General features: G+C 59.9%; 15 protein-coding genes and 1 tRNA gene. 9 read left to right on the top strand and 7 right to left on the bottom strand.

Translation table 11 applies throughout. The features are described 5' to 3' along the window. The first annotated feature begins 169 nt into the window (after positions 1–169). From J5J10_RS21430 to J5J10_RS21405, 6 genes are all read left to right on the top strand, one after another. Positions 170–1,564 carry an FAD-binding oxidoreductase gene (locus J5J10_RS21430; protein WP_349252106.1) on the top strand — a complete coding sequence of 465 codons (1,395 nt, stop codon included), beginning with the start codon at positions 170–172 and terminating at the stop codon, positions 1,562–1,564. Between the two features lie 33 nt (positions 1,565–1,597). Then, positions 1,598–2,314 (top strand): FadR/GntR family transcriptional regulator, encoded by a 717-nt coding sequence (locus tag J5J10_RS21425; protein WP_211931666.1) that lies wholly within the window; start codon positions 1,598–1,600, stop codon positions 2,312–2,314. A gap of 183 nt (positions 2,315–2,497) precedes the next feature. After that, positions 2,498–3,658: a fumarylacetoacetate hydrolase family protein gene (locus J5J10_RS21420; RefSeq protein WP_211931665.1), complete on the top strand. Its 1,161-nt coding sequence runs from the start codon at positions 2,498–2,500 to the stop codon at positions 3,656–3,658. Between the two features lie 20 nt (positions 3,659–3,678). Continuing rightward, positions 3,679–4,212 (top strand): TRAP transporter small permease, encoded by a 534-nt coding sequence (locus J5J10_RS21415; protein WP_211931664.1) that lies wholly within the window; start codon positions 3,679–3,681, stop codon positions 4,210–4,212. Continuing rightward, entirely contained in the window at positions 4,212–5,489 is a 1,278-nt protein-coding gene (locus tag J5J10_RS21410) for a TRAP transporter large permease subunit (RefSeq protein WP_208553783.1), read from the top strand. The genes J5J10_RS21415 and J5J10_RS21410 overlap by 1 nt, the downstream gene beginning before the upstream one ends. A 50-nt stretch (positions 5,490–5,539) precedes the next feature. Then, positions 5,540–6,544 (top strand): TRAP transporter substrate-binding protein, encoded by a 1,005-nt coding sequence (locus tag J5J10_RS21405; RefSeq protein ID WP_211931663.1) that lies wholly within the window; start codon positions 5,540–5,542, stop codon positions 6,542–6,544. 102 nt (positions 6,545–6,646) lie between these two features. Here the strand turns inward: J5J10_RS21405 and J5J10_RS21400 are convergent, their stop codons facing one another. From J5J10_RS21400 to cpdR1, 5 genes are all read right to left on the bottom strand, one after another. Then, positions 6,647–7,573 carry a DMT family transporter gene (locus J5J10_RS21400; protein WP_211931662.1) on the bottom strand — a complete coding sequence of 309 codons (927 nt, stop codon included), beginning with the start codon at positions 7,571–7,573 and terminating at the stop codon, positions 6,647–6,649. Between the two features lie 36 nt (positions 7,574–7,609). Continuing rightward, positions 7,610–8,812, bottom strand: a complete 1,203-nt coding sequence (locus J5J10_RS21395) for a mandelate racemase/muconate lactonizing enzyme family protein (protein ID WP_211931661.1) — start codon at positions 8,810–8,812, stop codon at positions 7,610–7,612. 18 nt (positions 8,813–8,830) lie between these two features. After that, a complete protein-coding gene (locus tag J5J10_RS21390) occupies positions 8,831–9,541 on the bottom strand; it encodes a FadR/GntR family transcriptional regulator (protein WP_211931660.1) in 711 nt (236 codons plus the stop codon). Between the two features lie 161 nt (positions 9,542–9,702). After that, a tRNA-Val gene (locus J5J10_RS21385) sits at positions 9,703–9,777 on the bottom strand. Between the two features lie 96 nt (positions 9,778–9,873). Further along, positions 9,874–10,236, bottom strand: coding sequence for a response regulator CpdR1 (gene cpdR1 / locus J5J10_RS21380; RefSeq protein WP_208553788.1), 363 nt, complete (start codon positions 10,234–10,236; stop codon positions 9,874–9,876). Positions 10,237–10,423: 187 nt separating this feature from the next. Here cpdR1 and J5J10_RS21375 point away from each other — a divergent pair, with 187 nt between their 5' ends. Beyond that, positions 10,424–11,308: an N-formylglutamate amidohydrolase gene (locus J5J10_RS21375; RefSeq protein ID WP_211931659.1), complete on the top strand. Its 885-nt coding sequence runs from the start codon at positions 10,424–10,426 to the stop codon at positions 11,306–11,308. Between the two features lie 251 nt (positions 11,309–11,559). After that, positions 11,560–12,336, top strand: coding sequence for a histidinol-phosphatase (gene hisN / locus J5J10_RS21370; RefSeq protein WP_211931658.1), 777 nt, complete (start codon positions 11,560–11,562; stop codon positions 12,334–12,336). On the opposite strand, the gene J5J10_RS21365 is transcribed toward hisN, so the two are convergent. Continuing rightward, positions 12,325–13,317, bottom strand: a complete 993-nt coding sequence (locus tag J5J10_RS21365) for an alpha/beta hydrolase (RefSeq protein WP_211931657.1) — start codon at positions 13,315–13,317, stop codon at positions 12,325–12,327. The two genes, hisN and J5J10_RS21365, sit on opposite strands and share 12 nt — an antisense overlap. A 234-nt stretch (positions 13,318–13,551) precedes the next feature. On the opposite strand from J5J10_RS21365, the gene J5J10_RS21360 reads away from it, so the two are divergent. Continuing rightward, positions 13,552–14,022: an Hsp20 family protein gene (locus J5J10_RS21360; protein ID WP_211931656.1), complete on the top strand. Its 471-nt coding sequence runs from the start codon at positions 13,552–13,554 to the stop codon at positions 14,020–14,022. A 78-nt stretch (positions 14,023–14,100) separates the two neighbouring features. Here the strand turns inward: J5J10_RS21360 and J5J10_RS21355 are convergent, their stop codons facing one another. Then, a complete protein-coding gene (locus J5J10_RS21355; RefSeq protein WP_211931655.1) occupies positions 14,101–15,153 on the bottom strand; it encodes a low specificity L-threonine aldolase in 1,053 nt (350 codons plus the stop codon). Positions 15,154–15,477 lie beyond the last annotated feature (324 nt).

The following is a 15,477-nucleotide window of genomic DNA, read 5'->3' as shown; positions in this document are numbered from 1 at the left end:
CTCAACAAAACATTTGTAAGGTTGTCTGATAACCTTATATGATGGCGTTGAAAACAGAATAGTTCGGACCGTCACCGGTCCGATGGGGATAGGTAGGAGACGACAGGTGGACGGGCAGGTCAGCAGGACTGGAAACGCGGCTGATGTCGAGGACAAGGTCGCGCACCTCGTGAAGGCGCTCGGTAGCGATCTCGTTCTCGCTGGCGAGGACGTGTTGCGCTACTGCCGCGACTGGCATGGCGACGTGACGACCGGTGCGGTGGCCGTTTTGCGGCCGCGGTCGACGGAGGACGTCGCCGCAGCGGTAAAGGCGTGTGTCGATCTCGGTCTCTCCGTCGTGCCGCAAGGCGGAAACACCGGACTGGTGCTTGGCGCCACCCCGGACCAGCCCGAGAGCCAGGTGGTCATCAGCCTGGAGCGTATGACGCGCGTTCGTCGGATCGACCCGGATGATTTTTCCGCAGTCGTCGAGGCCGGCTGCATTCTGTCGGAATTCAAGGATGCGGTCGCGAAAGAAGGCATGTTCTTTCCGCTCGCTCTCGGAGCGCAGGGCTCCTGTCGGATCGGCGGCAATGTCTCGACAAATGCCGGCGGCATCAACGTGTTGCGATACGGGATGACGCGTGAACTGGTCCTCGGCCTTGAGGTCGTGCTCCCTGATGGATCAATCTTCAACGGGTTGTCGACGCTTCGCAAGGACAATCGCGGTATCGATCTCAAGCAGCTGTTCATCGGGGCAGAGGGAACACTGGGCATAATCACGGCGGTTTCCGTCAAGCTGATGCCGGAACCCGAGCAGGTCGCAACGGCATTGCTGGGCCTCAATTCGCTGAATGACGCCATTGCCCTTTATCGAAGGGCGCGTCGCGATTGCTGCGACCTGATGTCGGCGTTTGAATTCATGCCGCCGCTCGCCTTCGTTCTGGCGCGCGAGGCGATGCCTGATCTCATGATGCCGATCGACGCCGATTACCCTGCCTATGTGCTGATGGAGATGTCCGGTTCGGGTCTGGTCGATATCGACGATCTGATGGAGCGTTTTCTGGAGACGGTCATGGAAGAGGGCGTCGTTGCCGACGGCGTCATCGCCACGTCGTCCAACCAGTCGCGCAGCCTCTGGCTTTTCCGCGAGGGGATGAATGAGGGACAGGCCAAGCGCGGTCCGCATCTGCGCACGGATATCTCGGTGCCGCTCTCCCGGCTTGCGGATTTCGTTCGCGATGCCGAGGCTGCGGTGTTGGAGGTCGTGCCTGACTGCATCAACGTATCCTACGGGCATGTTGGCGACGGCAATGTTCACCTCAATGTGTTGCCGCCGTCCGACCTTTCCCCCGAAGAGAGTGCGGAGCGGATCTACAAGGCAAAGAAAGCGATCAATGGGGTTCTCGACCGCTACGAGGGCTCGATCAGCGCCGAGCATGGGATCGGCCGGCTCAAGCGAAGCGATTATGAAGAGCGGCTTCCTGATGTTCGTCGCAAGTTGCTGACGTCGCTGAAGGCCGCGATCGACCCTGCCTTCATCATGAACCCCGGATGCCAATTGAATTTCGGGGGCAATTCGTAGAAAACCGACGAGGGTGCAGGGAGGTGCAAACTCATGTCGATGGATTTCGCGCAGATCAGGCGCACGGAACATCTGCCGTCGCGGATCGCGGGGCAGATAGGGCGTGACATCGCGGAGGGCAAACTTTCGCCGGGCGCCAAGCTGCCGACGGAGCATGTGCTGGCCAAGGGTTTCGGCGTGAGCCGATCGGTGGTCCGCGAGGCGATCGCGCAACTGCGCAATGAAGGGCTGGTGGAGACGAGGCAGGGGGTTGGTGCGTTTGTCACCGAGCTCGCGTCACGGTCTTCCCTCAGGATCGAGCAGGATGCCCTGCACGATCGATCGAGCTTCCGCGATCTTTTCGAGCTGCGCGTGCCGCTGGAGATTGAGGCGGCCGGCCTGGCCGCGCTTCACCATGATGCCGCCGACCTCGCCAAGCTCGACCAGACGCTGGCTCAGATGACGGGTGCCGACAAATGGACGGAGCAGGGGATCGTGGCCGATCTCGCCTTTCACCGCGCCATCGGTGTCGCCACCAAGAACGAATACTTCTCTCTTTTCATCGGTTTCATTGCGGAGCGGATCAGTCTCGCGATCAACGCCGCAAGGGCGACGGCTGTGTTGGAGGAGATCGTCGAGGTGACGATTGCCGAGCATGTGGCTGTCCGGGATGCTGTGAAGACACGCGATCCGGTGAAGGCCCGCGATGCAATGAGGGCGCATCTGCAGGGAGCGGCCGGGCGGCTCGGGCTGGTCTTGCAGACCTATTGAGGCTGCGCCACGTCGAAAATCGCCGTCTTTCGATGTCGTTAACGGCATTTGGGACGGTGGCAATTTCCCGGCTGGACACCAATGAAAAGTACGACTAAAAACACCCTGAAATGTTGTCAGACATCCTGACAATACGGCAGGTTGGCTGGAGGGTCGACCTGGAACAGCACGAGGAGGTTGGTCTTGCAATCCAGACATGCGCTTCATACTGCAACGATACTGCCGGATGATTCCGGCCAAGCGTTGCTGGTCGGACGTGTCTGGTCCAAGGTCGCCAATGGGCCCTGTCCGGTGCTGGTCCGCGACGGTCACGTCTTCGATCTGTCGTCGATCGCCGCAACAGTCTCCTTCCTCTTCGAGCAGGATAACCTCGTCGCGCGCCTTCGGTCCGCAGCTGACCTGCGGGATCTCGGCGCGCTCGATGGCTTCCTTTCGGGCGAACTCGGCGAACTCCTTGCGCCTGTCGATCTGCAGGCCATCAAGGCGGCCGGCGTCACCTTCGCCGACAGCATGCTGGAGCGTGTGATCGAGGAGCAGGCCAAGGGCGACTCATCGCGGGCGCTTGTTATCCGTGAACAACTCGCGCCCGTCCTTGGCGACAGCCTCCGCGGCGTGGTCGCCGGCTCGGAACAGGCGGCCAAGGTCAAGGCCCTGCTGCAGGACATGGGTCTCTGGTCACAGTATCTCGAGGTCGGTATCGGTCCCGACGCGGAAATCTTCACGAAGTCCCAGCCCATGTCGTCCGTCGGCTGTGGCGCGACGGTCGGTATCCACCCGATTTCGCAGTGGAATAACCCGGAGCCGGAGGTCGTTCTGGCGATCCGTTCCGACGGGACCATTCTCGGCGCCACGCTCGGTAACGACGTGAACCTTCGTGATGTTGAAGGCCGTTCCGCTCTCCTGCTTGGCAAGGCGAAGGACAACAATGCATCCTGCTCGATCGGGCCGTTCATTCGTTTGTTCGATGAAAACTTCACCATCGACGACCTGCGCAAAGTGAAGGTTTCACTGCTGGTCAAGGGTGAGGACGGGTTCGAAATGACGGGCGAAAGCCCGATGGAAGCGATCAGCCGTTCGCCGGAAAACCTGGCAGCGCAGCTGCGCAACCGAAATCACCAATATCCGGACGGAGCCGTTCTGTTCCTCGGAACCATGTTCGCGCCGGTCAAGGATCGGCGTGGAGCCGGGCAAGGGTTCACCCATGAAATCGGTGATCGCGTCGAAATCGCCACGGCAAAACTGGGGCGCCTGGTCAATTGGGTCGATCGCAGCGATGCCTGCCCGGAGTGGACCTTCGGCACCGGCGCGCTCATGAAGAACCTCGCCCAGCGCGGACTTCTGTAGAAAGATAGGGGGAGGATACGGTGCAAAAGCTCATTGATCTCTTTTATCGACTTCTCGACGTCCTCCTGATCTTCCTGCTTTCGGGCATGGCGGTGATGGTGTTCGTCAACGTCGTGCTGCGCTACGCCTTCAATTCGGGCCTGACGGTCTCGGACGAGCTCGCCCGGTACTTCTTCGTCTGGGTTACGTTCATCGGCGCCGTCGTCGCGTTCCGCGAGCACGGGCACATGGGTGTCGAGACGCTCGTCGCGATGTTTGGCCGGAAGGGCCGTGTCATCTGCATGGCGCTCAGCAACATCCTGATCATCGGTGTCTCTGCGATTTTCTTCTGGGGTACCTGGAAGCAGTTCCCGATCAACTGGAGCATGAGCGCGCCGGTTACCGGCCTGTCGATGGGTTTCGTTTACGGCATCGGTTTCTTCACGGGCGCGGGTTGCGTGATCATTGCCCTTGAACGCCTGCTTCGCGTGGTAACGGGCCGGATCACCGATGAAGAGCTTGCCGCATTCGCCGGCGAAAACATGACTATCGAGCATCTGTCGGAGCGTTCCTGATGACTCTTCTGGTATTCGTCGGTTCCCTCCTCAGTGCCATGGCGATCGGCGTGCCGGTCGCGTTCGCCCTGATGTTCTGCGGCGTCATCCTCATGTGGTTCATGGGGATGTTCAACAGCCAGATCATCGCGCAGAACATGATCATTGGCGCCGATACATTCACACTGCTTGCAATTCCCTTCTTCGTCCTGGCCGGTGAGTTGATGAACGCCGGCGGTCTGTCGAAGCGGATCATCGAGTTCGCGATCGCATGCGTCGGACACATCCGCGGTGGTCTCGGCATCGTTGCCATCATGGCGGCCGTGATCATGGCCAGTATCTCCGGTTCGGCTGCGGCCGACACGGCGGCGCTCGCCGCGATTCTCATTCCGATGATGGCGAAGGCCGGTTACAACGTTCCCCGATCGGCGGGCCTCATTGCCTCGGGCGGCATCATCGCTCCGGTCATTCCGCCCTCTATGGCGTTCATCGTCTTCGGCGTGTCGGCGAACGTGTCGATCACCCAGCTCTTCATGGCCGGTATCGTGCCGGGTCTGCTGATGGGTCTGTCTTTGATCCTGACCTGGCAGGTCGTGGTTCGGAAGGATAATATCCAGCCGCTGCCGAAGGCGCCGATGTCGGCCCGTGTGCAGGCTACGGGGCGCGCGGCCTGGGCGCTGGGCATGCCGGTCATTATCCTCGGCGGCATCAAGGCCGGCGTCGTGACGCCGACGGAAGCGGCGGTCATCGCGGCCTTCTATGCGCTGTTTGTTGGCGTGTTCATCTATCGCGAACTGAAGCCCAAGGACCTGCCGAAAGTCATCCTGCAGGCGGCCAAGACGACTGCGGTCATCATGTTCCTTGTCTGTGCGGCCCTGGTGTCCGCCTGGTTGATCACCGCCGCCAACATTCCGGGCGAGATCACGCGCTACATTGCGCCGCTGATCGATCAGCCGAAATTGCTGATGCTGGCCATCATGGTGCTGATCCTGATCGTCGGAACGGCACTCGACCTGACGCCAACGATTCTGATCCTGACGCCGGTGCTGATGCCGATCATCAAGCAGGCAGGGATCGATCCGATATACTTCGGCGTCATGTTCATCATGAACTGCTGCATCGGCCTGATCACGCCGCCGGTCGGCGTGGTGCTCAACGTCGTCAGCGGCGTCGGACGCGTGCCGCTCGGCAAGGTCGTCACCGGCATCCTGCCCTTCCTGCTCGCGCAGGTGGCCCTGCTGATGCTGTTTGTCCTGTTCCCCGAAATCATCACCGTGCCAGCGCAATGGCTGCGGTGATGGGACTTTAACCCAGACCTTTTTCCACCAAGATCCAAAGGGAGGATATTATGAGAAAGCTTCTTCTGACCACCACTGCTCTGGCTTTCGCCTGCTCGGCCGCGGCCCCGGCGTTTGCGGAGTTCAACGACCGCACGATCCGTGTATCCAATGGCATCAACGCCGACCACCCGGTCGGTAACGGCATCGAGGCCATGCAGAAGTGCCTGGACGACAAGTCCGGCGGCAAGCTGAAGCTGCAGGCTTTCTGGGGCGGCGCACTCGGCGGTGACCTTCAGGCCACCCAGGCACTGCGTTCCGGCATCCAGGAAGCCGTCGTAACGTCGTCTTCGCCGCTCGTCGGTATCGAGCCGGCGCTCGGCGTGTTCGATCTGCCGTTCCTGTTCGCCAACTCCGAGGAAGCCTACAAGGTTCTCGACGGCAAGTTCGGCGACATGATGAACGAGAAGATGGCCGCTGTCGGTCTCGTGAACCTCGCCTACTGGGAAAACGGCTTCCGTAACCTGTCGAACTCGGTTCGTCCTGTTACGAAGTGGGAAGACTTCGAGGGCATGAAGGTTCGCGTCATGCAGAACAACGTGTTCCTCGATACCTTCCAGAACCTCGGCGCCAACGCCACCCCGATGGCTTTCGGCGAAGTCTTCTCGGCTCTTGAAACCAAGACCATCGACGCGCAGGAAAACCCCTACGTGACGATCGATACCTCGAAGTTCTTCGAAGTGCAGAAGTACGTTACCGAGACGAACCACGCCTACACGCCGTTCCTCTTCCTCTTCTCCAAGGCAATTTTCGACACCTACACGCCGGAAGAGCAGGCTGCACTGCGGGAATGCGCTGTCGTCGGTCGTGACGTCGAGCGTCAGGTCATTGGCGACCTGAACAAGAAGTCGCTTGAGAAGATCAAGGCTGCCGGTCTGGAAGTGAACGTGCTTTCGCCGGAAGAGCAGGCTCGTATCCGCGAGAAGTCCATGGTCGTCTACGAGAAGCACAAGGCTGAAATCGGCGCAGACGTTGTCGATGGCATTCTTGCCGAGCTTGCCGAGATCCGCAAGTAACCTCCCAGGATCCGGCATTAGCCGGGCCGAAAGAAGCCCGCAACGGAGACCGTTGCGGGCTTTTTTGTGAGGTATTTCAGCAAAGGGCGAAAAGCCGTCGGCTTATTCGGGAACCGACGGAAGGACGGCGTCGCGCTTCTTCAACTGCTGTTCCCGGAAAAAGATGAACATGCCGGAACCGACGATCAGGGACGCGCCGAGCAGCATGGTCGCTCTTGGCACATCGCCGAAGAACAGCCAGCCGAAGATGATCGCCCAGAGAAGCAGCGTATACTGAAGTGGGGCGACGGTTGCGGCGTCGGAGATCTTCAGGGCGCGGTTCACCAGGATGTGGGCGCCCATGGCGACAACGCCGAGCAGGCAGAGGAGCCCGAAATCGGCTGCCGAGGTGACCGGTGACCAGTCGAAAGGTGCAAACACCAGTCCAGCGAGGCCGGCGCCCAGAAGCTGGAAGAATACAAGCGTCTTGTCCGGCGTTCCACGGAGGCTACGCCCCGACAGCAGCATGAAGGCGAAGGCGAGGGTGCCGACAATCGAGATCACCGCAGGCAAGGTGAACATGGCGCCCGATGGCTCCAGTGTGATGATCACGCCGACGAAGCCGATCGCAATCGCGGTCCAGCGCCGCCAGCCGACTTTTTCGCCGAGCAACAACGGAGAGGCGGCGGCAACATAGATCGGCGCTGCTAGCCAGTAGGTCATGACGTCGGCGAGCGGCAGATACATGACCGCGTAATAGAAGCAGAAGACCTCCAGGGTGGAAAACATAACGCGCGCGGCCTGCATCATTGGACGTTCGGCTTCGATGATCGGTTTCAATCCGGCGCGCCAAAGGAAAGGAGCCAGAATAAGAAGCGCGGCGATGCTTCGGATCAGGATCACCTGTCCGAGGCCATAGCTTGCGACGAGCCACTTTCCCATCGCATCGTTCAGCGAGAACATGAACATGCCGAGCAGCATGATCGCTGGTCCCGCCAGGGCGCTGTAACTTCGATGCGTGTCAACCGCGCCGGTCGTAGAATTGGACATCTTTCCTCCCGATAGTCTTTGATGCTTATTGATAGGTCATGTTGTGATTGCGTCCGACACCCGGCGGCTGACGGTGAAGGCGCGGTCGAGATCGGGATTGAGTTCCATGCCGAGACCCGGACCGGGTGGCACTGTGATCATGCCGTTTTTCACCTCCGGCAGCGCCGTTACGAGATCGCGGTACCAGGTCTTGTAGAAAGCCCGCACGCTCTCCTGAACGAGCGCGTTCGGCGCGTTGAGCGACAAATGCGTCGAGGCACAGAGCACGACCGGACCGGTGCAGTCGTGCGGGGCGACGGGCAGGTGCCAGGCTTCTGCCATCGAGGCGATCTTGCGGGCCTCCGAAAGGCCGCCGCACCAGGAGATGTCCAGCATGACGATACCCGCCGCGCCGGTTTCCAGATAGTCCCTGAAGCCCCACCTGGTGGCGAGCGTCTCCGACGCGGAGATCGGAGCCGGTGACGCCTCGGCATAGCGCTTGAGGCTCGACAGGCTGTCCATCTTGATCGGATCCTCGTGCCAGAAGGTCTGGTAGGGTGTTAGCGCCCTGGCGATCTGGATGGCGGGCAGAAGCTGCCACATCGAGTGGAACTCGACCATGATGTCTATCTTGTCGCCGACGGCCTTGCGGATTTTCTCGAAAGGCTCGAGGCACTGCTTCAGGTCCGGCGTTGAGATGTATTGGCCACGGGTTTTTTCGGCGGCCGCATCGAAGGGCCAGATCTTCATCGCGGTGATGCCATCTTCCAACAGAGAATGCGCGAGTTCGTCGGCGCGGTGCAGGAAGCCGTTGAGGTCGTCATAGTCCTTGCCGGTGGCGAGGCCATAGTTGGCGGTGGTCTGGCCCGTCGTCTTCTTGATGTATTCGGTACCGGCGCAGGTGTTGTAGGTCCTGATCTCGCGGCGTGTGAAGCCGCCGAGCAGTTGCGCGATCGGCTGGCCGGTCACCTTCCCGAACAGATCCCACAGCGCAATGTCGAAGGCCGAGTTGCCACGTACCTCTGCGCCTGACGAACGGAAGCCCACATACCCCACAAGGTCTGCGGCCAGCCGGTCGATCTCCAGCGGATCGCGACCGATCACACGCGGTGCAACGTATTCGTGGATATAGGCTTCAACCGTCTCGGCGCCGAAGAAGGTCTCACCGAGGCCTGTCACCCCCTCGTCGGTATGGACCAGAAGCCATAGGAGGTTGGCGCGTTCGGCGACGCGGACAGTTTCGAGCCGGGTGATTTTCATGGTTACTCCGTTAGTCACTCATAGAAGGCCGGCGACGGCGAGCGCCTTGAGGCTCTCATCGAAGTGGCGGTTCATCAATTGCGCTGCAGCTTGCGGGTCGCTGTCGGCGACCGCCTGGGCGATATCGAGATGCAGGCGGTTCATCGCTTCGCGCTCCTGGTCGTTGGCGCGGCTCTTCCAGCCGATCGGCCAGGTTTCGACGATCACGCCTTCGATCGCGCCGATGATCAGCGCAAGGACCGGATTACGCGAGGCCCGGGCGATCTCCAGATGGAGGGCGAGGTCGTGCTCCATGATCAGCGACGGACGGTCAAGCGCACCCTGCATTGCCTTCGCATGATCGAGTATCTGTTGGGCTTCCCTGTCGGTGCGCCGAACGGCGGCAAGCGCCGAAGTTCTCGCCTCGATCGTGCGCCGCGCGTCGAGAAGCTGCTGGATATCGATCTGCTCCGTGAACAGACCGTGTCGGAAGGTCATGGCGATTGACGAATCGTCGAGGGTCGCCACGGTCGGACGTTTGCCGGCGCCGAGATCGATCAGGCGCAAGGCCGCGAGAGAGCGAAGTGCCTCGCGCACAACGGTGCGAGACACCTTCAACTCACTGCTCAGCGCTGCTTCGGAGGGAAGCCGGTCTCCGGGCTTCAGCTCGCTGCGGCGAATAAGGCTAGAAATGTGCGCGACCGCGCTGGTCACGAGGTCGCCGCCCGTTGCGAGGATCTCTTCTTTCATGTGCCTGTCCTATGGCTTTGGACAACCTGTACTACAGGTTTTTCGAGATGCCAAGAGACAGGAACTTGTGGCATCGGGGCGAATGTAGATGGAAGATCGGAGGTCGCCAGAAACGGAAAAACCCGCCGAAGCGGGTTTCTCAACGTAGTCTCTGATAAGGATGGTGGGCGTGACAGGGATTGAACCTGTGACCCCTACGATGTCAACGTAGTGCTCTCCCGCTGAGCTACACGCCCATCCGATGGCGGCGGATAGACCACAAAACCGGCTGATGCGTCAATAGGCTTTTTCCGGTTTTGCGACGAGTTTTTCACGACCCCCTGGAAACAGGCCTAAGCGGCCAGCAACTTGTTGACTTCGTTGACGAGGTCACGGAGGTGGAACGGCTTCGACAGGACCTTCGCGTCCTTCGGAGCCTTCGAATCGGGGTTGAGCGCGACAGCGGCAAACCCGGTGATGAACATCACCTTCAGATCGGGATCGAGTTCGGTGGCGCGGCGCGCCAGTTCGATGCCGTCCATCTCGGGCATGACGATATCCGTCAGCAGGAGGGAGAAGGGCTCTTCGCGCAAACGGTCATAGGCGCTGGCGCCGTTGTCGAAGGACGAGACGTTGTAGCCTGCCTTTTCCAGGGCCTTGACCAGGAAACGGCGCATATCGTTGTCGTCTTCGGCAAGGAGAATTTTCTGATTCATGTCAAAAAGACCGTTACTCACAGTGGCAGGAATGCTTCAATCCGCGACGTTAACCTTTGTCGAGTAAACATCCGGTGAAGAAGCGCCGGCGGCATGGGCCGCAGCGTCACGCAGTATGGACTTCCCTTGGACGCGCTGGCAACATGAGTGGCTAAACAAGTTGGTGATTTGGTAAAGAATGAGGGCGATGGACGGCACGACGAGCGAAGCCGAACTGTTTGAAGTCAGGGAGCCGGACGAGCAGCGCATTCCTTTCGTCTACAATTCTCCCCATTCCGGCCGTCGCTACAACCCAGCCTTTCTGGAGGCCTCCCGTCTCGACGATCGCGCCATCAGACGTTCGGAAGACCACTATGTCGAGGAATTGTTCGGTGCCGCGCCATCCTTGGGCGCTCCGCTGCTTTTGGCACACTTCCCTCGCGCGTACGTCGATGTGAATCGCGAGCCATATGAACTCGATCCGCGCATGTTTGACGGTCCTTTGCCGCCCTTTGCCAATACGCATTCCATGCGCGTGGCCGGTGGGCTCGGCACCATACCGCGGATCGTTGCCGAAAACATGGAAATCTACGGCCGTCGTCTCGACGTTGGCGAAGCGCTGCAGCGGATCGAGACCACCTACAAGCCGTACCATGCGCGTCTGCGCAAGCTTATCGCCCATACACACACGCGCTTCGGCTTTGGTGTCTTGATCGACTGCCATTCCATGCCGGGCAATGTCAGGCTGGCAGGGAACGCCTTGCGCCCGGATTTCATCATCGGCGACCGCTACGGCACGAGCGCGTCTGCCGAACTGTCACGGGCCGCGATCGAATTCCTGGAAGATCTGGGCTTCACCGCCGTGCGCAACAAACCCTATGCCGGCGGTTTCATAACGGAACATTACGGGCGGCCAGCGAGGGGTCTGCACGCGTTGCAAGTAGAGGTCAGCCGTTCGCTCTACATTGATGAGGCGACGCTTCAGAAGAAGCGGGACTTCGCGGCGCTTGCGACCGCGCTTACCCATTTCATGCGGCAGATGGCCGACTTTGTCGAGAGCTTCACCGGTTCGGCGTCACTCGCTGCCGAGTAACTTACCCAAAAAAGAACCGCGCCACTGGCGCGGTTAAGTCTAGGGAGGAAACACCCAAGGAGGGTATTTACAGTCAGAAGACTGTATCCCTACGCTAATGGTGCGTCGCACAAGAGTCAACGGCATTTTGATCCTTTTTTATGCATGCTCATTTTTTATGCGGTTGCATTGCTCGTTGCTCCGCCGATTTGCAAAGTGGGCAAACTTGTTTAAGACCAACGGGCATTTCACGACTTTTCCGGGACCGTTCCATGTTGCCTGATCGCGCCTTCTTCGATCGTCTTGCCGATGCCGCCAAGGCAGAAACGTTGCCGCGGTTCCGTACGGGTCTCGACGTCGTCAACAAGGAAAAGACCGGCTTTGATCCGGTGACCGAAGGTGATCGCGCCGCGGAACTCGCCATCCGCAAACTGATCATGACGGAGTTTCCGGATCACGGCATTCTCGGCGAGGAACATGATGATGTCGGCACGGATCGTGACCACGTTTGGGTGGTTGACCCGATCGATGGAACCCGGGCATTCATTTCCGGAGTGCCTGTTTGGGGAACCCTGATCGGCTTTCGCGAGCACGGACGCTCGATCATGGGATTGATGGACCAGCCTTTTACAGGTGAGCGCTACTTCGCCGACGGCAAGGCGTCCTGGTATTCCGGGCCTGATGGCGAGCGGCAGATCCGCACACGCGATTGCGGGTCGCTCGACAACGCCATTCTCTTCACGACCTCGCCGCACCTCTTTCAAGGCGCGGAGATCGATGTCTATCGCGCGATCGAGCGGCGCGTCCGGTTGTTTCGCTACGGCATCGATTGCTACGCTTATGCGCTGCTCGCGGCCGGGCATGTCGACCTCGTGATCGAAACGGTGCTGAAGCCCTATGACGTCGGCGCTCTTATCCCGCTGATCGAGCAGGCTGGAGGGGTCATCACCACGTGGGACGGCGGTCGTCCGGAAGCCGGGGGATCGATCATCGCCGCGGGCAGTGCCGCGGTGCATGCCGAAGCCATGCGGATGCTCTCAGGCGCCTGAGAGCTCCGCGCCTCCATCAACGAAGGCGTTCTCGAGATCGCTGCCGGGAATGAAAGCCTTGATTGCTTCTATGGCCTGAGCCCTGTAGCGATCCCGCTCCTGCAGGATTTCGTGTCGTGCGCCTGGCACAGGAATGTATTGTGCAGCCCGGAAATATTGGGCCATCGCTTCCTGGGCGGGGTAGGAGACGACACTGTCGCGGACGGGGGAAATAAGCACCGTCGGGACCGTGATCGTGTAGAGGTGCGTCGGCCTGGTGACCTTGCGCATTTCCTTCAGGCACTCGTAGATCCAGCGCGCCGTCGGTGGACCAAGGGCCATCTCAGGATGCTGGTCGAAGATCGCCAGGTTGCGGCGGAAGCGTCTGATGTCCGATGTCAGCGGATTGTCTTCGAAGGCTCGCGAGCTTCGCTCGCCTGTCATGTAACGGCCGCCGAACCCTGTCCAGCACATCAATCGAGCCAGCCAGAACACTTTCGCCGGAGATATCGGCTGTGGCCCGAGGCCGACAAAGGGCGCGGTTAGGACCATGCGGTCGATGCGGTTCGCCAGCCGGGGTGCTGCCGATAATGCCACGAGGCCGCCGGTGGAATGCGCCAGTAGGTAGAAAGGAAGCCGCGTGTCGGGCAAGACGATATGTTCGAGAAACAATTCAAGGTCTCGCACATAGTGGGAAAAGCGACGGACATAGCCCTTGCGTCGATCCTTCAGCATACGGTCGGACCCCGCCTGACCGCGCATGTCGTATGTGGCGACCCAAAGGCCGTGCGCGTTCAGGTCGCGGATCGTCTCGTAGTATTTCTCGATGCTCTCGTTGCGCCCGTGGAGGAGTACAACCGTACCCCTTGCTTGAGGTCTGTCGGTTCGAAAGACGGCATAGCGGAGATTGATGCCCTTATATCCCTTGAAGGTCCCCGACGTGCAGTTATCAGGGACGGGATTGTCCGGCGTCGAATACAGAATGTCGGTTGCGTTGCTCATGGCCGAATCTCGTGCCCGCAAAGGAATTGGTCTGTCTCTCGGATACGGTGAAGCGGCTGCAGCGTCAAAGGGAAAGGCACGTTCTCTGGTGGTATGGTCGTCCTCTTGAACTGCGAGGGGGCGCTTCCCATCTAGAAAATCGGAGGCCGGAAAGGCTCCACATCCGGTGATCGGCATCGCCTGAAGGGGTGCTGAAAACCTCAATCGCAATCGTCGCTTCTCAAGGAGGACACCATGCGCCACGTCGATTTTTCGCCGCTCTATCGCTCCACCGTCGGCTTCGACCGGCTCTTTACCATGCTCGACAGCCTCGGCCAGCCTGAGCAGGCACAGGCCTATCCGCCCTACAATATCGAGCGTACAGGTGAGAATACCTATCGTATCACCATGGCCGTTGCCGGCTTTGATGAAACCGAACTCAGCATCGAGGCTCATGCCCACGTTCTGACCATCAAGGGTGAGAAGGCTGAGGACGATCAGGCCGGGCAGACCGAGTTCCTTTACCGCGGTATCGCCAAGCGCGCGTTCGAGCGGCGTTTCCAGCTTGCCGACCACGTCGAAGTGAAGAGCGCCTCGCTGAAGAATGGCCTTCTTCATATCGATCTGCTTCGCAACATTCCGGAAGCCATGAAGCCGCGCCGCATCGCGATCGCATCCGATGTCGCAAGCCAGCAGCCGAAGGCCATCGAGGCTCACGTCGCCTGAGACGCAGGTTTCTTTTAGACTGTCTCTCAAGGCCCTCCCGACCGGAGGGCCTTGTTGCTTCTACACTAGGATTATTGGTCAGGCCGAAGCGCATATCTTGAGGAACTGGTCGACGTCTTCTTCCGTCGTTGCGAAGCTTGTAACCATCCTCACCAGCATTTCGTCCTCCGCAAGCTTTTCAGGCATGTCGCGCGGCTGCAGCCATTCGTAGAAGCGTGCGCCCTGTTCCTCGGCCTGTTTTGCCGACGTGCGTGGCAGGATGGCGAACACCTCATTGGCGTTTGTAGGCCAAGCGAGGCGGGCCGTGTTGAGAGCGTTGAAGCCCGACCGTAACCGGTCCGCCATTGCGTTGGCGTGGCTCGCGAGGTCCAGCCAGAGGTCGTCCTTCAGATAGGCTTCGAACTGGGCCGCAATAAAGCGCGACTTGGAGAAAAGTTGTGCGGTGCGCTTGCGCAGGAAGGCGAAATCCCGTGCCAGTGCCGGGTCGAAGAAGACGATGGCCTCGGCGCACCAGCAGCCGTTCTTCGTGCCGCCGAAAGAGAGTACGTCCACTCCACGTTTCCACGTCATTTCGGCAGGTGAGGCCCCGAGGGCCTGCAGCGCGTTTGCAAAGCGCGCGCCATCCATGTGAAGGGGCAGCGCGTTAGCCTTGGCGATGGCGGCGATCTCGTCGATCTCGTCTAAGGTGTAGACTGTGCCAACCTCGGTTGCCTGGGTCATGGTGATGGCGGCGGCGCGCCCGTGATGGATGGCGTCCTGCGGATAGCGGGAAATGCGTTCCTTCAGGTTTTCCGGTCGCATCTTGCCGGCGGGTCCATCAACTGGGACCATGCGCATGCCACTGAAGAAGTCAGGCGCGCCGCACTCGTCCTCAATGACGTGAGCTTCGGTATGGCAGAAGGTGAGGCCGCCCGCTCTTGCCATGCTGGCAAGCGACAGGGAGTTCGCAGCCGTGCCAGTGGCGACGAAGAAGACGGCCACGTCACGCTCGAAGACCTCGTTGAATTTCCGTTCGATCGCCTTGTCGAGATCGCTGGTGCCATAGGCAGCGGCGAAGCGGGTCGATTCCCTGGAAAGGCGGTCATTGATTGCGGGATGGGCGCCGGCCCAATTGTCGGAGGCGAAGAACATGGAATAGTCCTGACGTTATTTTCGCGGGTCTTCTGACTTGCCAACTTAACCGGCTGAAAAATGGTCGCAATCCATAACGACGTCGAAAAATGCCGCAGATCCTCATGTCGCAATAAATGGCACGGTGGATCGATCAACGAGAAACAAAATGACATCGTCGGCGCGCTTGTCGCAATCTTTCTGCGCTTCACATTCGCGATGATCGTAGAAACCCTTGCGATGGTGCCGTGTTTCTGGCATAGAGGCTCTCGAAAATGGGTCAGATAAGCTGACCTATTTCGAAGAGATTGGATGACGGGCGACTTCATTTGCGTTAAAGTCGTA

Origin of the sequence: Ciceribacter sp. L1K23 (assembly GCF_018122705.1) — a bacterium.
Lineage (GTDB): Bacteria > Pseudomonadota > Alphaproteobacteria > Rhizobiales > Rhizobiaceae > Allorhizobium.
Note: the sequence above shows the minus strand (reverse complement) of the source record. Positions and strands in the feature narration are given on the sequence as shown.